Source organism: Streptococcus sanguinis SK1 = NCTC 7863, from assembly GCF_000194945.1.
GTDB classification, from domain to species: Bacteria; Bacillota; Bacilli; order Lactobacillales; family Streptococcaceae; genus Streptococcus; species Streptococcus sanguinis.
In genome coordinates this window covers 478036-499930 of record NZ_GL878507.1, presented here as the reverse complement: position 1 = coordinate 499930, position 21895 = coordinate 478036, and the positions used below count along the sequence as shown (strand labels likewise).

Annotated in this window: 21 protein-coding genes; 5 read left to right on the top strand and 16 right to left on the bottom strand. The window is 41.2% G+C overall.

The genetic code is table 11. The features are described 5' to 3' along the window. Positions 1-6: 6 nt before the first annotated feature. The 10 genes from HMPREF9378_RS08345 to HMPREF9378_RS08390 form a co-directional block, all read right to left on the bottom strand. Positions 7-297 (bottom strand): cupin domain-containing protein, encoded by a 291-nt coding sequence (locus tag HMPREF9378_RS08345; protein ID WP_002895366.1) that lies wholly within the window; start codon positions 295-297, stop codon positions 7-9. Positions 298-326: 29 nt separating this feature from the next. Continuing rightward, a complete protein-coding gene (gene ldcB, locus HMPREF9378_RS08350; RefSeq protein WP_373276228.1) occupies positions 327-1121 on the bottom strand; it encodes an LD-carboxypeptidase LdcB/DacB in 795 nt (264 codons plus the stop codon). Positions 1122-1125: 4 nt separating this feature from the next. Beyond that, positions 1126-2856: a TcaA second domain-containing protein gene (locus HMPREF9378_RS08355; protein WP_002912591.1), complete on the bottom strand. Its 1731-nt coding sequence runs from the start codon at positions 2854-2856 to the stop codon at positions 1126-1128. Positions 2857-2871: 15 nt separating this feature from the next. Next, a complete protein-coding gene (locus HMPREF9378_RS08360; RefSeq protein WP_002902995.1) occupies positions 2872-3909 on the bottom strand; it encodes a DUF6574 domain-containing protein in 1038 nt (345 codons plus the stop codon). 98 nt (positions 3910-4007) lie between these two features. Then, positions 4008-4322, bottom strand: a complete 315-nt coding sequence (locus HMPREF9378_RS08365) for a rhodanese-like domain-containing protein (protein ID WP_002902997.1) — start codon at positions 4320-4322, stop codon at positions 4008-4010. Beyond that, on the bottom strand, positions 4315-5277 hold the full coding sequence (locus HMPREF9378_RS08370; protein ID WP_002912592.1) for a zinc-binding alcohol dehydrogenase family protein: 963 nt from the start codon (positions 5275-5277) through the stop codon (positions 4315-4317). Before HMPREF9378_RS08370 ends, HMPREF9378_RS08365 begins: the two co-directional genes overlap by 8 nt. A 248-nt stretch (positions 5278-5525) precedes the next feature. After that, positions 5526-6014: a prolyl-tRNA synthetase associated domain-containing protein gene (locus HMPREF9378_RS08375; protein ID WP_002913521.1), complete on the bottom strand. Its 489-nt coding sequence runs from the start codon at positions 6012-6014 to the stop codon at positions 5526-5528. A 15-nt stretch (positions 6015-6029) separates the two neighbouring features. Then, positions 6030-6611 (bottom strand): uracil-DNA glycosylase family protein, encoded by a 582-nt coding sequence (locus HMPREF9378_RS08380; RefSeq protein WP_002903002.1) that lies wholly within the window; start codon positions 6609-6611, stop codon positions 6030-6032. A 53-nt stretch (positions 6612-6664) separates the two neighbouring features. Next, on the bottom strand, positions 6665-8071 hold the full coding sequence (gene pepV / locus HMPREF9378_RS08385) for a dipeptidase PepV (protein WP_002913520.1): 1407 nt from the start codon (positions 8069-8071) through the stop codon (positions 6665-6667). A gap of 69 nt (positions 8072-8140) precedes the next feature. Continuing rightward, positions 8141-8746 carry a nitroreductase family protein gene (locus tag HMPREF9378_RS08390; protein ID WP_002903006.1) on the bottom strand — a complete coding sequence of 202 codons (606 nt, stop codon included), beginning with the start codon at positions 8744-8746 and terminating at the stop codon, positions 8141-8143. A 171-nt stretch (positions 8747-8917) separates the two neighbouring features. Here HMPREF9378_RS08390 and HMPREF9378_RS08395 point away from each other — a divergent pair, with 171 nt between their 5' ends. Further along, on the top strand, positions 8918-9718 hold the full coding sequence (locus tag HMPREF9378_RS08395) for an amino acid ABC transporter substrate-binding protein (protein ID WP_002903010.1): 801 nt from the start codon (positions 8918-8920) through the stop codon (positions 9716-9718). A gap of 87 nt (positions 9719-9805) precedes the next feature. Here HMPREF9378_RS08395 and HMPREF9378_RS08400 read toward each other — a convergent pair whose 3' ends face one another. Continuing rightward, positions 9806-10279 (bottom strand): DUF4274 domain-containing protein, encoded by a 474-nt coding sequence (locus tag HMPREF9378_RS08400; RefSeq protein WP_002903011.1) that lies wholly within the window; start codon positions 10277-10279, stop codon positions 9806-9808. Positions 10280-10366: 87 nt separating this feature from the next. After that, positions 10367-12202: an excinuclease ABC subunit UvrC gene (gene uvrC, locus HMPREF9378_RS08405; protein WP_002903014.1), complete on the bottom strand. Its 1836-nt coding sequence runs from the start codon at positions 12200-12202 to the stop codon at positions 10367-10369. 364 nt (positions 12203-12566) lie between these two features. Between uvrC and HMPREF9378_RS08410 the strand changes: the two genes are divergently transcribed. The 3 genes from HMPREF9378_RS08410 (at position 12567) to HMPREF9378_RS08420 (ending at position 16099) form a co-directional block, all read left to right on the top strand. After that, positions 12567-13823: an extracellular solute-binding protein gene (locus HMPREF9378_RS08410; RefSeq protein ID WP_002903015.1), complete on the top strand. Its 1257-nt coding sequence runs from the start codon at positions 12567-12569 to the stop codon at positions 13821-13823. An 81-nt stretch (positions 13824-13904) separates the two neighbouring features. Further along, positions 13905-15263, top strand: a complete 1359-nt coding sequence (locus HMPREF9378_RS08415; RefSeq protein ID WP_002913518.1) for a carbohydrate ABC transporter permease — start codon at positions 13905-13907, stop codon at positions 15261-15263. After that, the gene (locus HMPREF9378_RS08420; RefSeq protein WP_002900229.1) at positions 15263-16099 is read left to right on the top strand and encodes a sugar ABC transporter permease; all 837 of its coding nucleotides are present in this window, start codon (positions 15263-15265) and stop codon (positions 16097-16099) included. The genes HMPREF9378_RS08415 and HMPREF9378_RS08420 overlap by 1 nt, the downstream gene beginning before the upstream one ends. Positions 16100-16261: 162 nt before the next feature. Here HMPREF9378_RS08420 and HMPREF9378_RS08425 read toward each other — a convergent pair whose 3' ends face one another. From HMPREF9378_RS08425 to rimM, 3 genes are all read right to left on the bottom strand, one after another. Continuing rightward, entirely contained in the window at positions 16262-18823 is a 2562-nt protein-coding gene (locus tag HMPREF9378_RS08425; protein WP_002900228.1) for a CAP domain-containing protein, read from the bottom strand. 190 nt (positions 18824-19013) lie between these two features. Further along, positions 19014-19736 (bottom strand): tRNA (guanosine(37)-N1)-methyltransferase TrmD, encoded by a 723-nt coding sequence (gene trmD / locus HMPREF9378_RS08430; RefSeq protein WP_002903017.1) that lies wholly within the window; start codon positions 19734-19736, stop codon positions 19014-19016. Then, positions 19726-20244, bottom strand: coding sequence for a ribosome maturation factor RimM (gene rimM, locus HMPREF9378_RS08435; RefSeq protein ID WP_002903018.1), 519 nt, complete (start codon positions 20242-20244; stop codon positions 19726-19728). Before rimM ends, trmD begins: the two co-directional genes overlap by 11 nt. A gap of 197 nt (positions 20245-20441) precedes the next feature. Between rimM and HMPREF9378_RS08440 the strand changes: the two genes are divergently transcribed. After that, positions 20442-20900, top strand: coding sequence for a hypothetical protein (locus HMPREF9378_RS08440; RefSeq protein WP_002903019.1), 459 nt, complete (start codon positions 20442-20444; stop codon positions 20898-20900). A 108-nt stretch (positions 20901-21008) separates the two neighbouring features. On the opposite strand, the gene HMPREF9378_RS08445 is transcribed toward HMPREF9378_RS08440, so the two are convergent. Then, positions 21009-21794, bottom strand: a complete 786-nt coding sequence (locus HMPREF9378_RS08445) for an alpha/beta fold hydrolase (RefSeq protein ID WP_002903020.1) — start codon at positions 21792-21794, stop codon at positions 21009-21011. Positions 21795-21895: the final 101 nt, after the last annotated feature.

Genomic DNA, 21895 nt, shown 5'->3' with positions numbered 1-21895 from the left:
AATTTATTAATATTTTAGTTGTTTGATAACTAAGAGGTGGCTATCTTCCTCCCCGACCAAGCTGTGTGGCTCATTGGGCTCCATCGTCAAAAAGGAACCTGCCACTAGCCGCACGGTTTGTTCTCCAGCGGAAAAGCTTACATCTCCCGACAAACAAACAACTGTTACCAGTGCATCAGCACTGTGCTCTGGTACTTCTTTTCCTTTGGCAAGATGAAGATGATGGATAATTCTGCCTTCTTCTTGCACAGGTGTTTCTGCAAAATCATTATTGGGATTGGTAACAAAAAATTTCATTTTCTTCCTCCTTCTAATGGATGATGTGACTACTGATCTTCATAGCCTCCACCAGTAATGCCAAAATATTCTTCTAAAGATTTGCCTGATTGAGCAATTTCCTTAGCTTCTTGACCAATATAGCGCAGATGCCAACTTTCAGGCATATAGCCAGTTGAACCTTCCTTACCCTCTAGATAGCGAACGATAAAACCGTACTTATAGGCGTTATCTAGAAGCCACTGACTTGCTCCAGATTCCTGTACAAGATTGCCATTCTTGTCAATCAAGTCAAATGCCAAACCAGTCTGGTGCTCGCTGTAGCCTGGTCGAGCAGAGTAGCGATCCGCAGCGGCTTTGCCATCTTGATTGACATAGTTTTGATAGAGCTCGGTCTGAGTATCATAGCTGCGAAAACCACTGTATTGGTCGCTGATAGCATAGCCTTGTGCCTGCATGTCTGCAATCAGTTTGAGCAATTCTGCTTTAGCAGTCGCATTCTCACCTGGGTTATAGGAAGCAGACAAAGGGTAGTGTTTGTTGACAACGAGAATCTCATCATATTTCCCTTTGACACTGTAGTAGCTACCGTTATAAGAAACATTTTGATCAAGAGTTTTGGCCTCGTGATTTTGCTCCTTTTTAGTATCAGTGCTATCTGAAGATGTTGTCGTATCTTGGCTAGAGTTTTTATCTTTTTCCGCATCTTGTTTCTTAACTGTACTAGTTGAGCTAGCCGCTTGTTTATCAGAGCTATCTCCAGTAGTGTCTTTACCAGACGAACACGCGCCTAGAACAAGAACAGATGCCGCAAGAAAAATCAGTTTACTGTATTTCATTGTCATAATATCAACCTTCTGAAACTTCAAGATTATAGATTACAAAAGAATCCCCACTAGGTTTCAAGTAATATGTCTTATTTTTACGATTTACACTATTTGGAGTGTTATCAACATAGTGGACTGTATAGTCCTCATATGTTGTCACGATATAGGAACCATTTTCTTCCTTGATTTCACGGATATCCAAAGCTCCTGGCTCATAATAGTTAATTTTCGCTTTCTTAACACCACCACCAGTGGTCCACTCAACCATTTCTCGATATACTGCACTAGAGGTATCGTAGTATTGAGAATAGTTGTTACTCCTGTTAGAAACAGAGCTAAAAACAGCACTGCGGTAGTCATTAAGGAAAGTAGAGACTTTTGCTTTTTGAGCCTCAACCTTTTTCGCTTCTTCGTTCTTTTCTCTAATCTTAGAAAGCACTTCCTTAGGAAGAGATAATTTCACATTCGTGGTATCATCTTCCACAATCACTGTCTCTTTATTGGTAGTAAAGGTAGTATCAGAGATAGTAAACTTAGCATAAATTTCAAGTTCTTGATAAGGAACAAGCTGCAACTCAGGGGTCAAACTGCTACCACTTTCTTTACCATTAACAACGATTTTAATATCTGTTGCTTTTGAAGTTTCAGAAGGCATAGTAATTTTTAGCTGTTTCTTTTCAGACTTGAGATCCAGTTTGATTTCATTGTCCTTAGCTGTAGCTAAATCAAGCTGAACCTTACTCTCTACATCTCCAACATCCGTCTTACCTTTGAGTGTAAAGTCTTGTTTGATAAAGTGATATTCGCCCAATTCAGTGTCTGTATTTTTCTTAAGAGTAATAGTTTTCTTCTCACCAGGTTTAATGGTAGCATTATCCAAATTTGTATTGACTTTAACTTTGACTGGATAGGAAACCATCTGATATTCCTGGAAAATACCAAATTTCTTACTCTTTTCAGTAACACCTAAAATTTTATTATTGTTGTCATCAATATAAGCAGATTTGCCATTTGACTCAACAATGTTATCGAGCTCAGTTTCGAGATTAATCTCCTGGCTCTCTAGGTGCTCAACTAAAGCTCTTGCTTCCGCGCGTGTCCACTTATCGGATTGAGTAGAAAGAAGACTTGCCACTTCATCGAAGTCTTTACTAGAGACGGCTTTTGCAAAATGGTCTGTGACCACTTTAACTCCAGTTATAGAGTTTAAATAGAAGAAAACTCCAATCAAAGCGGCAACTAAAACGGTTGGAGCCCCAATCATGATTGCTTGCTTCTTTGATATTCTCTTTTTAGCCTTTTTTACCGGTTTCTGTGGTAATTGCGAGTCGAGCAGTTCAGACCGAATAGGCAAGTTAGAGAATCCTTGACTCTTAGCTTCTGCAAATTCTTCTTTGGTAGGTTTTCGACCAATATTATTTTCAAAAGCTTGCAGCCAATTCTTACGAAGTTCTTCATATTGGCTAGATTCAAACGCGCCTTGCTTCTCATGTTGGGAGGTTGGTTGAATCAATTCTTCTGTGACAGAATCTTCAGAAGGTGTCTCCTGAACAATATCTTGATTATCAGAAGCTTCATCAGTAGTATTTTCTACTGATGAAGTATCTGTGGTCGCTTCCTCTGCTTCGCCTGCAATCTCCTTAATCATTTTTGGATCAAAGTTAGATTGTTTGCCGGCTTGGAACTCACTTGCAGTTGGTTTTCGACCAATTACTTTTTCAAAGAGATCAACCCATTTTTCTTTTGTTGCCATAAATCTCCTCCAATATTACATCATTGCGATACTAGCTAGTAGAGAAAAAGCGATGAAAGAGAAGATAATTGTAATCACACCATTGATAATAATGGCCAATAGATATTTATAAAAAGGATCCATAGAGTTGTTTGTCTTGGAATAAATCAAAGCAAAGGTAGCTCCAACTCCAATCAACAAAAGCCCAATCCATGTGAAGAACAGGGATAAATGAATAACACCCAACAGAGCAAACAGAGCTGAAGCAACAATAAATGGAAGAACAATAGCATACAGTCGACCATACCAATCAAAAGCCTTATTAAAGGTAAAACTTCTATCTTGGTAGACCAAACGCTTCACAACAAAACCACCTAAAATAATAGAAAAAAGGAAGAGAGCTGCTGCTATCAGTGAAACAAAGAAGACTTTGAAATTAAAAGTCGGTCCATTATACATACCAAAACTCATGATACCAATGGTACTGAAAATATTGTAGTTTGCAACAATAGCAAAAAAGAACGCTGTCAAACCTAGAGAAAGGTAACCATTCACCTTACTGCTCTCAACTTCAGATGTCGGTGATTTCCAAGCTGAAACGAGCCAAGCCCAGAAACCTTTCATTGTTTTAGAAAACTCGCTGGGTTGAGGAGGTTGCTGACTGTAATAAGCCTGTGGTCCTTGTTGAGGTATTTGTGAATTGAACTGTCCTTGCTGCTGGTTGTTCTGATAAGCTTGCGGACCAGAAGACTGAGGCTGTCCAGCAAAGGGACTTGCTTGCTGAAATCCTTGTTGCTGATAAGCTTGTCCCTGATTTGCAAATTGATTTGGATTTGCTTGTTGCTGAGGAACTTCTTGATATTGTTGAGAAGCCTGCTGAGCAAAAGGCTGTTGGAAGTTTTGCGGCTGTTCAAAGCTTGATGAAGCCGGACTAGCTTCACTAGAGGCTTGATCCGCACTTACCTGTTCAGCTTTAACAAATTCCCCGGCAGCCAATGCTTGGGCAATTTCTTCCTCTGTAGCCGAGCGTCCATTAACGGCCTCAAAATATTCAAGCCAATCTTGTTTTGACATAAAATATCTCCTATCTATAAATTATTATACTACTATAGTATACAAAAAAAGGGCCGGAAATTCAATCTATTCCGGCATTTGCTCTTCTTAATCGCTTGTCATATCGTCAATTTATCAGGAAAAGCTTCCACTCCTCCTTCGACATTGATCACTTGGTAACCCTTAGCTTCCAAAAATTCGCAGGCACGCGCTGAGCGTCCGCCTTTTTGGCAGATGATATGGTAGGGAATTTGTTTATCCAATTGCCCATAATTCTCAGCTAGGCTGCTGAGAGGCAGATTCTGAGCCCCAGAGATATGTCCAGCAGTAAATTCATCCACCTCGCGAACGTCAATCAACTGTAGTTCTTCTGCCTGTAATTTGTCATATAAATCTTTCGCACTAATTTTTTGCATCATTTTTCTCCTATTCATTCATAATCACGATTTTTCCAAAACCTGCCGTCCCTTCGATAAATGCATGAGCTTTGGGCACTTGCTCTAGGGAAAAGACACGCCTTGGTGTAACATTGACCTGGTAGCGGTCAATGTAATCAAATAATTCATCCATCAGGTCTTGGCTCACATGAGCAGAGTGAAAACTTGTCAGAAAACTGTTATTTTTAATTTCCTCAATTGGGTTGAAACCATTCAGCTCCCACTGGCCACCCAAGAGTCCAGTCACACAGATAATCCCGCCCTCTGCGATATGGTCAAAAGAATCCTTGACAGTTGCCGGACCGACCAACTCCAGAATTTTATCAAACTTCTCCTCTGTTTCCAGTCGGCCATCCTGATCTATAATGATATCGTCGTAAGCTTGGTGTTTGAGCAGAAATTGTTTAGAACCGCTATTGACCGAACCAACGATATGTGTGTCTGGAAACTGTGCCTTGACCAGACGAGCAAAGGCCAAACCGACACCGCTAGTGGCAGCCCGAACCAAAATCTTGTCATTGGGCTCAATGCGCAGATTTTTCATAGAACCTAGAGCAGTATAATAGGTCTCTGGCACTGCTGCCAGCTCTGTCCAGGTCAGGTTGGTCTCGACTGTATAAATTTGATCGTTCGGCAGGAGAACATACTCAGCATAAGAACCATCAAAAGCTCGCCCCATTTCTCCCATGATGGAAACCACTTTTTGATCGACCTTTAAATCTTCTCGAGTCGTCTTGGCCACTTGGCCAACACACTCAATACCTAAAATCCGAGGAAAGGCGACACTAGGCGATAAACCCTCACGAGTAAAAATCTCCGATCGGTTAATCCCAAACCCTCTGACCTTGACCAAGGTCCAGCCTTCTTGAAGTTCTGGAATCGGTCTTTCTTCCAGCAGAAGCTTTTCTGGGCCACCCGCTTCGTAAATGACTATAGCTTTCATCGTTTCCATAGAATCACCTCGCTTTCTACAAAGTTTAGCATTCTAAGCTTAGACTTATCAAAAAGACAGTCAGATACTTCTGAAAATCAAACTGAACTTTGACAAAATCATTGGCTGACTGTTGGAGAATCTCCTGAAAGAAAACAAATTGCTGGATACGTCCTTCATCCAAGTTCAAGATAGAGGGACAAGACACTCGGTTCGACCACCTGAGAGAGAAGCTGGATAACGCTCCTCTAACTTAGCAAAACAGCTAGTTAAAGCTCCAGAACTTGATAAGAATAACCCAAATCTTGCAAGAATTTAAACAAATCTGTTGTAGAGACAAAGATGGTCTTTTCATTGGTATTAGGATGAAAAGTCATGCGTTCTTCGTCGATGATCTCTTTATCGAAATAAACATGGATGTCCTTCTCCTCATTGTTAAGCAGACCAAAAGGTGATACAGTTCCTGGAGGCAGCTGCATTTTTTCAAAGAGAGAATCTGCTGAAGCCATACGAATACGATTGGCTGAAACCAGCTCTTTAAACAAATCCATGTCCAGACTCTTCTTGTCATCCATAATTAGAAGATAATACTGAGTTTTCTTCTTATTGGTCAAGAACATGGACTTGGTTCGAACGCCTTCCATACCTTCAATATAACCATCTGCCTGCTCTGTCGTAAATGCAGGTGGGTGCTCCACCACATCAAATGCGATCCCCAACTCTTGCAATTTATTAGCCACTTGTTGATAAGCATCCATGGTTTTTCTCCTTTATTAATGAATAATCTTTTGTACCAATGCTTGCAAGTCTGGCACAACCTGCTCTGCAAACCAAGGATTTTTAGCCATCCAGATTTGGTTGCGGGGCGATGGGTGTACCAAAGGGAAAAAATCAGGCAGGTAGTCTTGATAATGCTGAACTGTCTCGGTCAGCTTGATATTTCCTTTTTGATGCAGATAGTATTTCTGTGCATACTGACCAATCAAAATAGTCAGCTCAATATCTGGCAAAAGCTCTAAAATCGGCTGATGCCATTTGTCCGCAAAGTCCTTACGAGGCGGTAAATCACCAGATTTCCCATGTCCTGGAAAATAAAAATCCATGGGCAAAACAGCAAAGTAACCAGAATGATAAAAAGTCTCCTCATCGACACCTAGCCATTCTCTCAGCCGATCACCACTCTTGTCCTTCCAGTAAAGCCCTGCCTGCTGAGTTTTCAGTCCCGGCGCTTGACCAACAATGTTAATCCGAGCATTCTTTGGTGCCGCAAAGAGTGGCTTGATTCCCTGCTCCGTAAATTCTTTATTTTCTGGGTCGGCCATGATGGCCTTAGCAATATCCTCTATTGTTTGCATGATAGCTCCTTGCAAAGAAACTCATTTGGCAAGACCAAACGAGTTCTTATTTTTTATTTGATTAATTCGTAGATAGCTTCTGCGTAAATGGCCGCAGCACGGAAAAGGTCTTCTACATCTGTAAATTCATTGGCTTGGTGCATAGTGTTGACATAGTCTGGGAACATGGCGCCAAAAGCCACACCGCGCTTCAAAAGACGGCCAAAGGTTCCACCTCCAATGACTTGCTCATGTCCTTTGAGACCTGTTTGTTTTTCATAAACACTCAAAAGAGTTGCTACCAATTCATCATCTGCTGGAACATAGTGTGGAGTGTGTCCGTGTTCAGACAAGCTCACAGACACAACACCAGTAACTTTTTCAAGACCGGCCTGAATTGTTTTCGGATCAGCTCCTTGCGGGTAACGGATGTTCAGAGCAATAGTATTGTCAGCCTTGGCACTGTCAAAATGGAAAACACCAGCATTCATGCTAAGAGCACCCATTTTAGCATCTGTATAAGCAATTCCTAACTTCTCACCAGTAAAGTCCTCGTGCAGAACTTGAGCTCCCACTTCCAGATAAGCTTTGGCATCACCAGCAAAGTCAAATTGGTTGAGGAAGAGAGCCAGATAAGTTGCTCCGTTGATACCGTCCTCTGGTGTAGAACCATGAGCTGACTTCCCAATGACTGTCACTTCAAGAGCGTCGCCATTTGCTCTCAGACTAGCTGAAACCTTGTGGGCAGAAGCAAAGTCTTGTAATTTCTTATCCAATTCCGCTGCATCAACTGCTGCTGTAAAAATAGCTGTCGCTGATTCTGGCACCATATTCTCACGAAGTCCGCCAGTAAAGCTCTTGAGTTTAAAGCTGCCATCATTACTGTTACCAAAGTGGAGGTATTCTGTGATATTCCCTTTTTCACCGTTAATAATTGGAAATTCCGCATCTGGCGAGAAACCAAAGTCTGGCTCAGGCAGACCAACATGTTTGAAATAATAGTCCATATCTTGCCAGCCCGATTCTTCATCTGTTCCCACTACAAAACGCACACGCTTAGACACTGGCAATCCCAAGTCTTTGATGATTTTCAAACCATAATAACAAGCCATAGTTGGACCTTTATCGTCAGATGAACCACGCGCATAAAGCTTACCATCAATAATTTCAGGTTTGTAAGGATCTGTATTCCAGCCACTCCCGGCAGGGACTACATCCATGTGGGCAAAAATCCCAAGTTCTTCCGTACCCTCACCAAAAGTAAAGTGACCAGCATAATTGTCCACATTCTTCGTTTCATAACCATCGCGTTCAGCAATTTCTAAAAACTTATGCAGAGCTTGAACAGGTCCAGGTCCAAAAGGATGCTCCTTGTCTGCCTTGGAATCGTCCCGCTCTGAGTTGATTTCCAAAAGACTGAACAGGTCAGCTAAGAGATCTTCTCTTCGTTTTTCAACTTCTGCTTTAAAATCAATTGTCATTATTTCACCCCAACTTCCAATTCGATTTAAATCATTTCAACTATGAATTAAATCGTAAACACTTTTATATCAACGTTTCTCAATAATTTCATCAACCGGCAAACGATAACTTGGTTCTAGTTTTTCATCAGTATAACCAACCGTAATCAAGAGTTCCGGACGGAAACGTTCATCAATTTCCAAAACCTTATTAACCTTAGATTTATCGAAACCTAAGATGATATTAGAGCCGATACCTTGGTCAGTCAGAGCCAAAACAAGATTCATGGCCACCAGACCAGCATTGAGAGATAAATAATCGCTCTTTTGCTGTTCGCTATAGCGAGCAAACTCAGCTGGCAGATTTTGCATGTAAAATTGGAGCTGCTCATCAGAGAAATTCTTAACTCCAGCTACACGCGCAATCTTGCGAGCCCGCTTGGTCAAATCTGTATCTGTAAAGAGGGCAATAGTCACTGGAGCTTCCTTAATCTGGTCCACATTTCCACCGAAAGCTGTCTCTGCTAGATCCTGATTGCGCTCTCGTACTACTACAAACTTCCACGGCTGACTATTGTGAGCACTGGGTGCCAACGTTGCAATCTCAATCGCTGTGCGAACATCCTTTGGATCCACAGGTTTGTCGTTGAAATGCTTGGTTGCATGACGCTTTTTATTGAGTTCTAGAAATTTCATAAGTCGCATCCTTTTCTAAATATACTAACTTCATTTTATCATATTTTGTAAGAGTTTGCAGAAGTTTTTCATTATTAAGGTTTCTTATCGCAGCTATAAAAAATATATATTGGATAATCAAGATAGTTTCTGATAAGCTATAAAATAATACCAATTTGAAAGGAGTAAAACATGAGAAAAATCGTCCTGTTACTAATCATCCTTCCACTGTTAGCCGCTTGCAGTCACCAGAGCACACCTCAAAAAAATTCGTCCCCAAAAACAATTACTGTTGCAACAGCTGGCGATGTCCCACCATTCGCCTATGAGGAAAACGGCAACCTGACTGGCTACGATATTGAAGTACTTAAAGCAATTGATGAGAAGCTCAGTGATTACGAAATTCACTTTCAAAGAACCGCTTGGGAAAGTATCTTCCCAGGACTTGATTCCGGTCACTATCAAGCTGCAGCCAATAACTTGAGTTACACAAAAGAGAGAGCAGATAAATACCTCTACTCACTCCCTATCTCAAAAAATCCTTTAGTACTCGTTAGTAATAAGAAGAATCCTTTAACTTCTCTTGAGCAAATTGCTGGTAAAACAACTCAAGAGGATATCGGAACATCGAACGCCCAATTCATCAACAATTGGAATCAAAAACACACTGAAAATCCAGCCACTATCCATTACTCAGGAGAAGATATAGGAAAACGTATCTTTGACCTTTCTAATGGTGACTTTGATTTCCTAATCTTTGACAAAGTTTCCGTTCAAAAAATTATTAAAGAACGTGGCTTGGATCTATCTGTTGTTGATCTTCCTTCCACTGACAGTCCTAACAACTATATTATATTTTCTAGCGAAGAAAAAGCATTCAAGGAACAATTTGATAATGCATTAAGAGAACTCTATCAAGACGGAAGCCTTGAAAAACTCAGCAATACCTACCTTGGTGGTTCCTACCTACCAGATTCCTCTGAGTTGAAATAATAAAAGGATTGGCGCTCGCCAATCCTTTTATTATGGCTTTAGGACATAACACAAAAACCATCCACAATGTCTGGATGGTTATTTTAATTAAATTACTATATTCAAATCTTTTCCAGAAACTCCATCAATGAAAAGTGGATTTAATGCCGATTTTAATTTTTTAAGTTTGAACTTTTGAATTCTCGTTATTTCGGGTCGAAAAGAGATATTACCATCCGGAAATTTCCTTCTGATAATTCTATCATAGACATCTTTTACAAATTCTTCCCACTCCTTAGATGAAGAATTTACAAAGGCTGCTTCTGCTTCTAATAAATACCTGATGCCAGCTGCTCGATAAGAGGATAATAAAACAATTGAAAGAGTACACTTAGAATGTTCAATAACTGCTTGGGGTACTTCAAAACCATTATCCCAGTTAAAATTATCAAGTAAAACAAACAGTTCATCTTCGGTTTGAAGACTCTTAATATACGATACAGCTTTAGCATTGCTTTCAGCATACAAGATATCAGATATTTTTTGCAACTGATGACTATCCATTCCCAAAGACAACTCCATTATAACAGTTATAATTTTCCCAATTTTTGAAAAGCTTTCATTTAAGTTTATTTTATAAGACTCTCTAAAATCCGATAAACTAATCTTTCAATCTATGTCTACAACTGGCTCCGCCACCTCTTGCAACTGTGTTTGTTCCCGCTCCTGAGTTTTCGGATTCAACTTCTCCCGCACTGCTTCTGCCACTGCTCGCGGTACACCGACTTCGACAATTTGGTCGACACTGGCTTCTTTAATCTTGGTTAGAGATTTGAAGTGTTTCATAAGATTTTGCTTGCGTTTTGGTCCCAAGCCTTCAATGCCATCTAGCTGCGATGAGAAGGAATTCTTAGACCGGAGCTGGCGGTGGAAGGTAATAGCAAAACGATGGACCTCATCTTGGATACGTTGGAGTAGGAAAAATTCCTGCGAATTTCGGGATAATTCTACAACCTGCAAAGGGTCACCAAAGAGCAATTCATGAGTCTGGTGCTTGTCATTTTTTTGCAGTCCAGCGATGGGAATATCTAGTCCCAGCTGATCCTGGATAACTTCTTTAGCGACATTGACCTGGCCCTGTCCACCGTCAATGACAATCAGATCAGGCGGAGTCAGTCCATCTCGAATCACCCGACTATAGCGCCGCTTGATGACCTCACGCATACTTGCGTAGTCATCAGGTCCTACGACAGTCTTGATCTTATATTTGCGATAATCCTTCTTGCTAGGTTTACCATTGACAAAGACTACCATAGCTGATACAGGACTGGTACCCATGATATTGGAGTTATCAAAAGACTCAATACGAACAGGCGTTGGAATGTTAAGGAGCTGCCCTAGATTCTCAATAGCACCTTGGGTCTTTTCAATAGATTTCTCCAAGAGGTCAAATTTCTGCTGGAGACTAACTCGGGCGTTTTTGATAGCGAGATTGACCAGCTGTTTCTTTTCGCCTCGCTGGGGCTTAAGCACCTTGGTATCCACCATGGCTCGGACAGCTTCTTCGTCAATATCTGCTGGAATCAAAATTTCATTGGGCTTGAGGTGGGATTTTTCCTGGTAGAACTGGCCGATATAGGTCAGAAAATCTTCGTCCGGATCATTGTAATAGGGAAAAAGATTGACGTCACGCTCGATTAACTTGCCCTGGCGGACAAAGAAGACCTGCACGCACATCCAACCCTTGTCCACATAGTAGCCAAAGACATCGCGATTCTGCAAATCCTTGGCCATGACCCGCTGCTTGGTTCGTAAGGTGCCAATGGACTGAATCAAGTCGCGGTACTCAGCTGCCTTTTCAAACTCCATAGCTTGCGCAGCGCCAGCCATTTTCCCCCGTAAATCCTCAATAATCCGGTCATCCAGGCCCTTGAGAAAGGCTGCTACCTCTTGAGCCAAGTCCTTGAAATACTGGCTGTCTACCTGGCAAATAGTGTGGGCCTTGCACTGCCCTAGATGGTAGTAAAAGCAGACCTTTTCAGGTGGATTGGTACACTTACGAAAAGGAAAGAGGCGATCTAAGAGACGTTTAATTTCATTGGCCGCACCAACATCAGGATAGGGACCAAAATAAAGCCCACCGTCCTTTTTGACTTGGCGCGTGATAATCAGACGCGGATAGGTTTCGTTGGTAATCTTGATAAATGGATAGGACTTATCGTCCTTGAGCATGATATTATACTTAGGCTTGTTTTCCTTGATTAGATTAATCTCCAGAAGCAAAGCCTCAATGTTAGACTCGGTGACAATAAACTCAAAATCCTCAATCTCGGAAACCAGGGCCTCAGTCTTGGTGTCATGACTGCCACGGAAATAAGAACGAACCCGATTACGAAGGTTCTTGGCTTTGCCGACATAGATAATGGTACCGTTTTTGTCTTTGTGAATGTAACAGCCGGGACTAGTCGGCAACAGTTCCAGCTTTGATTGGATTAGCTTATTCATAGGTCTATTATAGCAGAAAAGAGAAGCATTCAACAGGTAGACACTAGATTATTAGAAAATCATAAGTTTGATTCCTTTCTTTGGTAATGCTGAACTATAACTTGTCTTTATATCTTCTTGCATGTACCAAAAATCTATCTCAAAAGAAACATGATTTTCTTCATAATAAAGCGTTTTCTAGGTAAAAATCAAGCAAGCGATTGCACAGCCATTTTAATAGGCTTTTATTATATAAACAGAAATAAAATAGAAAAATTTTAGAAAAATTAATATATTTTTAAAAAAATTTCAAAAAAAGACTTGACAAAAATTGCAAACGGTTGCATAATAGAATTGTAAATAAAAATTCCGGGAGGAAATAGGAATGAAAACATGGAAAAAAGTGGTATTAGGCAGTGTCAGCTTGCTGGCTGCAGGAACGCTGTTAGCAGCTTGTAGCTCGAATAGCAGCAAGGAGAGCTCTTCTTCTAAAGCCGATAGCAAGACCTTGAAACTTTGGGTACCAACCGGTGCTAAAGATTCTTACTCTGATACAGTTAGCAAGTTCGAGAAAGAATCAGGCTACAAGGTTGACGTAGTCGAAATGGAAGATCCAAACGCTCAGGAAAATCTGACAAAAGATGCTAGTACTGCTGCCGATGTTTTCTCTCTGCCACATGACCAACTTGGTAAATTAGTTGAAGCCGGAGCTATCCAAGAAGTTCCTTCTAATATGGCAGAAGAAATCAAGAAGAACGATACAGAACAAGCAGCTATTGGTGCTCAATACAAAGGCAAAACTTATGCTTTCCCATACGGTATCGAATCACAAGTAACCTACTATAACAAATCAAAGCTTTCCGCTGATGATGTTAAGTCTTATGAAACCATCACTTCTAAAGCTAAATTTGGTGGAAACTTGAAAGAGGCTAATGGATACATCACTGCTCCACTCTTCCTTTCTGTTGGCGACACTCTCTTTGGTAAAGATGGTGAGCAAGTAGACGGAACAAACTGGGGTAACGAAGCCGGTGTGAACGTTCTGAAGTTCATCGCAGCTCAAAAGAATAACAGCGGTTTTGTAAACGTAGATGCTTCTAACCTTCTTGCTAAATTTGAAGATGGTTCAGTTGACGCTTTCCAATCAGGTCCATGGGACTACGCAGCTGCTGAAAAAGCTGTCGGCAAAGACAACCTTGGTATCTCTGTTTACCCAACTGTTAACATCGGTGGACAAGATGTTCAACAAAAAGCCTTCCTTGGTGTAAAACTTTACGCAGTTAACCAAACACCTTCAAACGGTGACGGAGAACGTATCGCAGCAAGCTACAAACTGGCTCAAGCACTTACTAGCAAAGAAAGCCAAGAAAACCAATTCAAGTTTGAAGGACGTCACATCATCCCAGCTAACAAAGAAGTACAAGAGTCTGAAGATGTGAAGAAAGATGCCTTGGCACAAGCTGTTATCACAATGGGTTCTTCTGATACCTACACAACAGTTATGCCTAAACTTAGCCAAATGTCTGTCTTCTGGACTGAAAGTGCTGCAATCCTCAGCGATGCTTACAACGGTAAATTTGGTGAAGATCAATACCTCGCAAAATTACAACAGTTTGATAAAGATTTAGCAGCAGCTAAATAATACTCAAGCAAATTTAAATAAGCATTGAAGTGAGGGGGGCAGCCTCCTCACTTCTTTCTTTGTAAATATAAGGAGAATACTATGACTCAGTCATCTTATGACAATGCATCCATGGTTCAGGTCTTTAAAGAGGGAACCTGGGATGTCAAACTCTCTTTTCTGGTAATGGGACTGAGCAACCTCGTACATAAACAGTTCATCAAGGGGCTGCTCTTCCTCTTCTCAGAAATTGCTTTCCTGATTGCTTTTGCAGTCCAAATCATACCAGCTATTGGCGGCATGATTACATTGGGGACTCAAGAACAAGGAGAGGCTATCAAAAAAGTTAACGGCTTGGAAATCACCGTTCAAGTAGCGGGTGACAACTCTATGCTGATGCTGATTTTTGGACTTGCTTCTCTCATCTTCTGTGCAGTCTTCGCCTACATCTACTGGTGTAACCTGAAAAGTGCTCGTCACTTAATGGCTCTCAAGCAGTCCGGTCAGAAAATTCCTAACTTCGTTGAAGACTTCAAGACGCTGGCTGACGGCCGCTTCCACATGGGCCTAATGAGCATCCCTCTTATCGGAGTACTGCTCTTTACCATCCTGCCTCTGATCTATATGATCTGTTTGGCCTTTACTAACTTTGACCATAACCATCCAGCTCCTAAATCACTCTTTGACTGGGTTGGCTTCTCTAGCTTCGGTGATGTTTTCTCAGGTCGCATGGCTAGCACCTTCTTCCCACTTTTAGGCTGGACCTTGATTTGGGCGGTTGCTGCGACAGCTACTACTTTCTTCTTCGGTATCGTTTTGGCTCTCTTGCTCAATACCAAAGGCCTCAAGTACAAGAAAGTTTGGCGGACACTCTTCGTTATTACTATCGCAGTTCCACAATTCGTATCCCTGCTCTTGATGCGTAATTTCCTGAATGACAATGGACCTTTGAACGGACTATTGCAAAGCCTCCATCTCATTCAGCATCCAATTCCATTCTTGAGTGACCCTGTTTGGGCTAAGTTCTCAATCATCCTTGTCAATATGTGGATTGGTATTCCATTTACCATGCTGGTAGCGACTGGGATTATCATGAACCTACCTAGCGAGCAAATCGAAGCTGCTGAGATTGATGGAGCTAGCAAGCTTCAAATCTTCAAGAGCATTACTTTCCCTCAAATTCTCTTGATTATGGCGCCATCACTCATTCAGCAGTTTATCGGAAACATCAACAACTTCAACGTTATCTACTTCCTGACAGGCGGTGGACCTACTAACTCTTCCTACTATCAGGCAGGCTCAACTGACCTCTTGGTTACCTGGCTCTATAAACTGACCGTTTCAGCCAAGGACTACAATCTAGCATCTGTTATTGGTATCCTGATCTTTGCAATCTCTGCAACCTTCAGCCTCTTAGCCTATACTAGATCCGCATCATTCAAGGAAGGAACTGCTAAATAATGAAAAATAGAAAAAAACTCAGTTTATTAGGGATTTATGTCTTACTGTCTGTTTTAGCACTCATCTGGCTAACGCCGATTATCTGGATTTTTCTGACCAGCTTCCGTGGTGAAGGTTCTAATGCGGTCCCTTACTTCTTCCCTAAGACCTATACTCTTGACAACTATATCAGACTGTTTAATAACAACACATATCCTTTTGTTCAGTGGTTTATGAATACCCTGATTGTTGCCACAGCGACCTGTATCCTGTCTACTTTGATTACCGTGGGTATGGCTTACTCACTCAGCCGTATCAAATTCAAGCATAAAAACCGTTTCCTCAAGCTAGCTCTGGTTCTTAACATGTTCCCAGGCTTCATGTCAATGATTGCGGTCTACTACATCTTGAAAGCACTCAATTTGACACAAACCCTGACTTCACTGATTCTGGTTTATTCAGCTGGGGCTGCATTAGGCTTCTATATAGCCAAAGGTTTCTTTGATACTATCCCATATTCTTTGGACGAATCCGCTATGATCGACGGAGCGACTCGCTTCCAAATCTTTCGGACTATTACATTACCGCTGTCAAAACCAATTATCGTTTATACAGCGCTTATGGCTTTCATGGGACCTTGGGTTGACTTTATCTTCGCCTCTGTCATTCTAGGCGATGTCAAGGAAAAATACACAGTGGCTTTGGGACTTTTCCAAATGCTTAATAAAGATGCCATCAATAAATGGTTCTTACCATTCACATCTGGAGCGATTATCATCGCTATCCCTATTACTCTTCTCTTCATCTTCATGCAGAAATACTACGTAGAAGGTGTAACAGGTGGAGCGGTCAAATAGAATCTAATATGTATATCAAAAACTTCCGACAATTTAAATCGGAAGTTTTTATCTTTCTTAGAAAATATGGAACTTAACTCCTCATCCCTTTTATATGAGATTGCATATTAGCTTGGACAAAAAATGAGTCTGGAAATTATTCCAGCCTCATTTTGTATTTCTTTAATTATAATCTTCGTCTCTGCGACGGCGCTTATTGGTTCCCAAAAAGGCAGCTGCACCAAGTGCCATACCAAAAATTGCAAGGCGTTCTGCTTCTGAACCAGTATTTGGCAGAATAGCAGGAACTGTTGGAGCTTTATCAGCAGTCGTAGCCACGCTAGCAAGCTGAGCAGCAGGATTTACAACAAAATCAGCAATTAATCCTTCACCTGCCGCTTGAACAGCACCTGTAGTTGCTCCTTTGACTTCACGAGTGTTCGCATGAACTTCTGCAGTCTTAGCATCTGAATCTTTCTTAGATTCATCCTCTGCACCTGGACCAGCAGCTCCGCCTTTTACAGCAGTTAGAGTCTGTTTATCTTCACCTGAGCGATAGTTACTATTCAGAGCATTTCCATACAGGAGAGCTGCTTGATTCAAGATATTCAAGAGAGTTTCATAATTCGCTTGAAGACTGTTGTAGGATTCCTCAAGAACAGCTAAAGTTGCAGTCTCTTGATTTAAGATTGCTTGTTTAGCTTCATAATCAAGCTGCGCTTCTGCCAACTCCCGCTCTGCTTCTGCAAGTAACTGAGGAGCATTCTGAAGGTCAATAACTTTCTTTTTAGCTGCTGCTAATGTCTTTTGAGCAGCCATGAAGTCCTCTTGAGCAGTTGTCAAATTAGCTTTCGCAGCTTCTTGAGCTGACTGAAGTTCTGCCAACTTATCCTTAGCTGCCGCTAGAACTGCCTGAGCATTGCTCAAGTTAGTTTGGTAAGGAGCCAAGCTTGCTGCAATCTTAGCTGTTGCTCTGTCAAGAGCTTCTTGCTTGAGAGCAACATTCTGCTTGGTCAAAGCTAGATTATTTTCAGCAGTTGCTACCTTCTGACGAGCTGCTTCAACTGCTGCAATTTGAGCTGCCGCTGCCTTTTGAGCATCAGCTAATTGAGCATTGAGGATATTGATAGCTGATTCCTGACCTACTTTTTGAGCCTTGAGTTCAGCTAATTGATTCTTAAGTGCTGTAACATTTGCGTTAGAACCTGCAGAACGACCGCCACCAGCACGCAACAACTGCTCCATAGCCGCAACAGTCAGCAACGTACCGTTATTAACACGTTGGTTAAAGTTGCTAATATGATGGAAACCAACCTCAGATGTACCATGAGGAGTGCCCCATTGGTTTGGATGTTTATCATAAGCCGCTGAGATAGCATTTGCTTTATTGTCCATCATCTGAACATAGTGACCAATCTGAGCAAATACACTAGCCCCAACTCTCATATAGATAGCATTAGCATCAATCTGAGTTTCATCAGTAGGCAGTCCATATTGCGCCGCAATCTCTTGATACTTTTCTTTTTCTTTGTGCCAGAAATTGACAGCTCCTTGTGGGTCAAAGCTAATCGCTACATTTTCGTTACCAATCAGCTTGCCCATGTGCCAGTTATTGCGCTCAAAGTAGATAGTCTGAATCTGGCTAGCCACATTCGCATATGGATCAACCAACAGCTCTTGTAAGCCGGCATTACGACGGTAAGCATTAATCGCTTTAACCAACTCTAAAGCTTGCAGGTTATTTTCTAGACTAGCTGGACTGGTTGGGTCAGAATTAACTGAGATACCAAATTCATTTTGTCCGCGTTGGTAAACAGCAAGTGCATTGTTAGCAGCATCACGAATTTCTTGATTAGCCGCATTGTTACGAACATTTTCTAAAAATTGAGAATAAGTCGTATTGCGAAGGTCAACAGGAGCTGTTGCTGCTGCTTTCTCAGCAGCAGGAATTTGCGCTTCAAGAGAGCTGATAGCTTGATTGGTTTGGCTCAAAGATGCCTTTGTCTGATTGATTTTATTCTGGATTTCAGCCTGCACTTGTGGAGCAGAAGACGCTGCTTGTTCCGCCTTTGTCAACTCAGTCTTTGCATTGTCTAAAGCGGTCTGTGCTTGACTTTGCTGGCTCTTAGCAGTTGCTACAGCTTGCTCTTCTGAGTTAAGCGGTGTTTTAGCTTGTTTCAATTCAGTCTCGGCAATGTCTACCAGAGATTGGCTCGCCTTAATAGTATTCGCTTGATCTTTAACAGCTTGGTCTGCCTTGGCAGCCTTAGCCTCTGCTTCTCGAACAGCAGTGTCTTTTGCGCCAACCTCTTGCTCTGCTGTTTTTGCTTCCGTCTCCGCTTTAGCAACATTTTCTTCTGTTGCTTCTGCCTGCACTTCTTTAGCAGTCTCAACAGCGGCTTCAGCCACTTTCACGCTAGTTTTTGCATCTTCAGCTTCTGTTTTAGCAGTATCTACTATCGATCTTTGCTCATCAAGTTTAGCTTTGGCCGCTTCAGCATTTTCTTGGGCAACAGCTACATCTGCTGCTGTCACTGGTTTCTCAGTTACTTCAGCCGCTTTTGGAGCTGTTACAGTTGATTCAACCAACTCATCCGCGTGCACTTGATGGGTCAGTCCACCAGAAATAATAGTTGTAGCCGCGATACCAGTCGCTACAACAGACTTGCCTATTTTCTTTTCCATAATCAATCTCCTTTTTATAATCTCACATACTATAATTAACCTGGGTATAGCAGCCCGCATAGTAATATACTATCACAAAACGCTAGTATTAACTAGTAGCAAACGTATAGTTTTAATAGTTTTTTTATTACATTTTAGTTACAAAAATGTTTTATTAGAAAAATAAGCTGGTTATTCCAACAAAAATGAGCATTTCTTTATCAAATAAAGCAAAAACTCCTAGATCCTTTCTAAGAGTTAACCTTGCTTGTCAGTCCGATTGAGCTTGTCGAATTTCTTCTAACATCGCTTCTTCTTCGGCCGTCATCTTATAGCCTTCTAGTAAGTCAGGCCGTCTTAGATAAGTCTTTTTCAGACTTTCATAGAGACGCCACTTGCGAATATTTTCATGATGGCCACTCATCAACACTTCCGGCACAACCATCCCCCGATAGTCATAGGGCCGAGTGTACTGAGGATACTCCAAGAGCCCGGACGAAAAACTGTCATCTGTATGACTGGCTTCCTTGCCAATAACCTCTGGAATCAGGCGAACGGTCGCATCAATCATGGTCATAGCCGCTAATTCTCCTCCTGTAAGGACATAGTCCCCTAGAGAGATCTCATCTGTCACTAAAGTCTTGATCCGCTCATCATAGCCTTCGTAATGGCCACAGATGAAAATGAGTTCTTCTTCCTTAGCTAGTTCCTCCGCATATGCTTGGTTAAAAGTCCGACCAGCAGGATCTAGCAAAATCACGCGCGGCTGCTTCTTTTCAATGGCATCATAAGCATCAAAAATAGGCTGTGCCCGTAGCAACATCCCCTGACCTCCACCGTAAGGCTCGTCGTCTACATGCCGGGATTTTTCTGCATTTTCTCGGAAATTATGATAGTTGATTTCCAAGAGACCTTTTTCCCTTGCTTTACCTACAATCGAGTGCTCCAAGGGCGCAAACATCTCCGGAAAGAGGGTCAAAATATCAATTTTCATCGTCCAGTCCTTCCGGTATCTCTACATCAACCCGACCTTGCTCAATGTCAATCCCCAGCACCACTGGAGGAATATATGGAAGAAGTAAGTCGCGCTTGCCTTTACGTTTGACCACCCAGACATCATTAGCTCCTGGCTGCAGAATTTCCTTAATCCTACCAAGAAGAAGGTCATTTTCATAGACTTCAAGACCGATGATTTCATGGTAGTAAAATTCACCATCTTCCAAGTCCGTCAAATCTTCCTCTCGGACCTTCAGAGTGAAATCACGAAATTTTTCAATGTCATTGATGTGGTACATCCCCTTGAACTTAATAATATCAAAGTTTTTGACCTTGCGATGACTGGCAATCTCTACATCCATGACAAACTGATCTTTCTTGTCAAACAGGGCAAGGGTGTTGCCTTTTTTAAAACGCTCTTCTGCAAAATCCGTCACTGACAAAACCCGCATCTCACCTTGTAGACCTTGCGTATTGACGATTTTTCCAACATTAAAATAATTCATCTCGACTCCAACATATTATACTCTGCCTAGTATTTTATCATGATATAGGGGAATGTACAAGGGAGATAAGAGGGAATTCCCTTGCCTATATTTATTTGATTAAAATTGCTGTTTAACGTATAATTATACATATAGAGCTTTAACACTATAAACACCCGAGTGTGTTTACGCAAAACTAGAAAGAAGGTGTGATACCTATGGGAAAAAAGTTAAACAAACTCCTACTCTCTACTGCTCTTCTAGCCACAACAGCTCCCAGTCTGACTGCTTTGACCCAGGTCAAAAAGGGCCAAGCAATGGAAAATGAAACGAGAGAAACTAGAAATCTCTCAGCCCTTGACGAAAAAATTGCTCAAATTGACAATCCAACCATCAAGGCTTTTCTAGAATACTATGCTAGTCAGAACATGACCTCCGCATCGTCTCTTCCAATGATAGATGATCTCGAGTCCAATACTCGCATCATAGTTATTGATACTGATGATGCGGATAAAAGTTTGCCACCAGCCATCGGAACATCTGTGGACGGATCCGAAGGGCCTGTAGGTGGAACTGTTGATGCTTATGGCAAATACATTGAGTTTGATACCAGTGACCATAGCAAATCCGCAACCGTTCAGGAAATTCGAGATGCTATTGCTGAGATTCTAGGATAGACTCTCATAAATACGTACTAAATAGCTGAGATTAAAATCTCAGCTATTTTGCATGTATATTTACTCCCGCTTTCGATATACTAATTAAAGTTTGCATACAACTTTTCATCACATTTCTAAAAGAAGCTCAGCTATCTTTTCTGACTCACTCCAATGTAAATAATGATGGTTGCCTCCTAAAATAATCTGGGTATTTTGTGAAGCAAATTCGGAATCTTTATATTCTTGTTCTCGATAGGCCAGACTAAGGATAAAAACCGAGAATTGAAAAGAGATATCTAAGTTCTGAAAATCATTTTCTGAGATACTGCAGTAATGTTGAAATCCTTCTTGTACAGATTTTAATCTATCTGAACTCTTTTCTGCCTTAGCCCATAAGATTTTAAAATCAGCTACTGGAAAACTCTCTTGTCCTATTTTTTTCAGATATTCATATCCACCACCGAGCATCTGAACTTTCTCCTGTAAGGATAAAAATTCGTGATAAGGATTCTGAGCTAATTCTCCATATAGAACAGAATAAGTGGTCGGCTCAATCAAGATTAGTCCCTGACAAAACGTCTTTGACTCAGCAACTTTAACTGCTACAAGGCCACTAATACTGTGCGCGCAAATAGCATACTGAATAACTTTAAAATGCGATAAAACCTCTATAATAGATTGGACCAAATCGTCCAAAACAAAATTTTCTTGATTTTCCAGTGGGCTTTGCCCAGCATTAGGGTAATCTATTGTTAAATAGCCCCAACTTTTAGGTAACTTCCGAATAACTGGCAAAAAATTTTCATAGGTTGGCAGACTCCCTGCACCGCTTAAAAATACAGCAATCTTTTCCGCAGGTTGATAAGATATAAATAGCTGTCCTACTTTTGTTTTGATTATTTTTTCTTTCATAATGTTTCTAATCAATTCTAAAAAAAATTATCTGGGCACACACTACTATCTGAGAGATAGCTATTTTACTAGTGGAATAAGGACACCTCTATACCAGATTT

What these genes read in the sequence shown, in the direction of transcription:
- HMPREF9378_RS08440 (WP_002903019.1), top strand. Translation starts at nt 20,442, where the DNA reads ATGGGAAAAAAGTTAAACAAACTCCTACTCTCTACTGCTCTTCTAGCC.
- HMPREF9378_RS08345 (WP_002895366.1), bottom strand. Translation starts at nt 297, where the DNA reads ATGAAATTTTTTGTTACCAATCCCAATAATGATTTTGCAGAAACACCT.
- HMPREF9378_RS08395 (WP_002903010.1), top strand. Translation starts at nt 8,918, where the DNA reads ATGAGAAAAATCGTCCTGTTACTAATCATCCTTCCACTGTTAGCCGCT.
- trmD (WP_002903017.1), bottom strand. Translation starts at nt 19,736, where the DNA reads ATGAAAATTGATATTTTGACCCTCTTTCCGGAGATGTTTGCGCCCTTG.
- HMPREF9378_RS08360 (WP_002902995.1), bottom strand. Translation starts at nt 3,909, where the DNA reads ATGTCAAAACAAGATTGGCTTGAATATTTTGAGGCCGTTAATGGACGC.
- HMPREF9378_RS08375 (WP_002913521.1), bottom strand. Translation starts at nt 6,014, where the DNA reads ATGGATGCTTATCAACAAGTGGCTAATAAATTGCAAGAGTTGGGGATC.
- HMPREF9378_RS08355 (WP_002912591.1), bottom strand. Translation starts at nt 2,856, where the DNA reads ATGGCAACAAAAGAAAAATGGGTTGATCTCTTTGAAAAAGTAATTGGT.
- HMPREF9378_RS08380 (WP_002903002.1), bottom strand. Translation starts at nt 6,611, where the DNA reads ATGCAAACAATAGAGGATATTGCTAAGGCCATCATGGCCGACCCAGAA.
- HMPREF9378_RS08425 (WP_002900228.1), bottom strand. Translation starts at nt 18,823, where the DNA reads ATGCGGGCTGCTATACCCAGGTTAATTATAGTATGTGAGATTATAAAA.
- rimM (WP_002903018.1), bottom strand. Translation starts at nt 20,244, where the DNA reads ATGAATTATTTTAATGTTGGAAAAATCGTCAATACGCAAGGTCTACAA.
- HMPREF9378_RS08415 (WP_002913518.1), top strand. Translation starts at nt 13,905, where the DNA reads ATGACTCAGTCATCTTATGACAATGCATCCATGGTTCAGGTCTTTAAA.
- uvrC (WP_002903014.1), bottom strand. Translation starts at nt 12,202, where the DNA reads ATGAATAAGCTAATCCAATCAAAGCTGGAACTGTTGCCGACTAGTCCC.
- HMPREF9378_RS08445 (WP_002903020.1), bottom strand. Translation starts at nt 21,794, where the DNA reads ATGAAAGAAAAAATAATCAAAACAAAAGTAGGACAGCTATTTATATCT.
- HMPREF9378_RS08390 (WP_002903006.1), bottom strand. Translation starts at nt 8,746, where the DNA reads ATGAAATTTCTAGAACTCAATAAAAAGCGTCATGCAACCAAGCATTTC.
- ldcB (WP_373276228.1), bottom strand. Translation starts at nt 1,121, where the DNA reads ATGACAATGAAATACAGTAAACTGATTTTTCTTGCGGCATCTGTTCTT.
- HMPREF9378_RS08410 (WP_002903015.1), top strand. Translation starts at nt 12,567, where the DNA reads ATGAAAACATGGAAAAAAGTGGTATTAGGCAGTGTCAGCTTGCTGGCT.
- pepV (WP_002913520.1), bottom strand. Translation starts at nt 8,071, where the DNA reads ATGACAATTGATTTTAAAGCAGAAGTTGAAAAACGAAGAGAAGATCTC.
- HMPREF9378_RS08420 (WP_002900229.1), top strand. Translation starts at nt 15,263, where the DNA reads ATGAAAAATAGAAAAAAACTCAGTTTATTAGGGATTTATGTCTTACTG.
- HMPREF9378_RS08365 (WP_002902997.1), bottom strand. Translation starts at nt 4,322, where the DNA reads ATGAATAGGAGAAAAATGATGCAAAAAATTAGTGCGAAAGATTTATAT.
- HMPREF9378_RS08370 (WP_002912592.1), bottom strand. Translation starts at nt 5,277, where the DNA reads ATGGAAACGATGAAAGCTATAGTCATTTACGAAGCGGGTGGCCCAGAA.
- HMPREF9378_RS08400 (WP_002903011.1), bottom strand. Translation starts at nt 10,279, where the DNA reads ATGGAGTTGTCTTTGGGAATGGATAGTCATCAGTTGCAAAAAATATCT.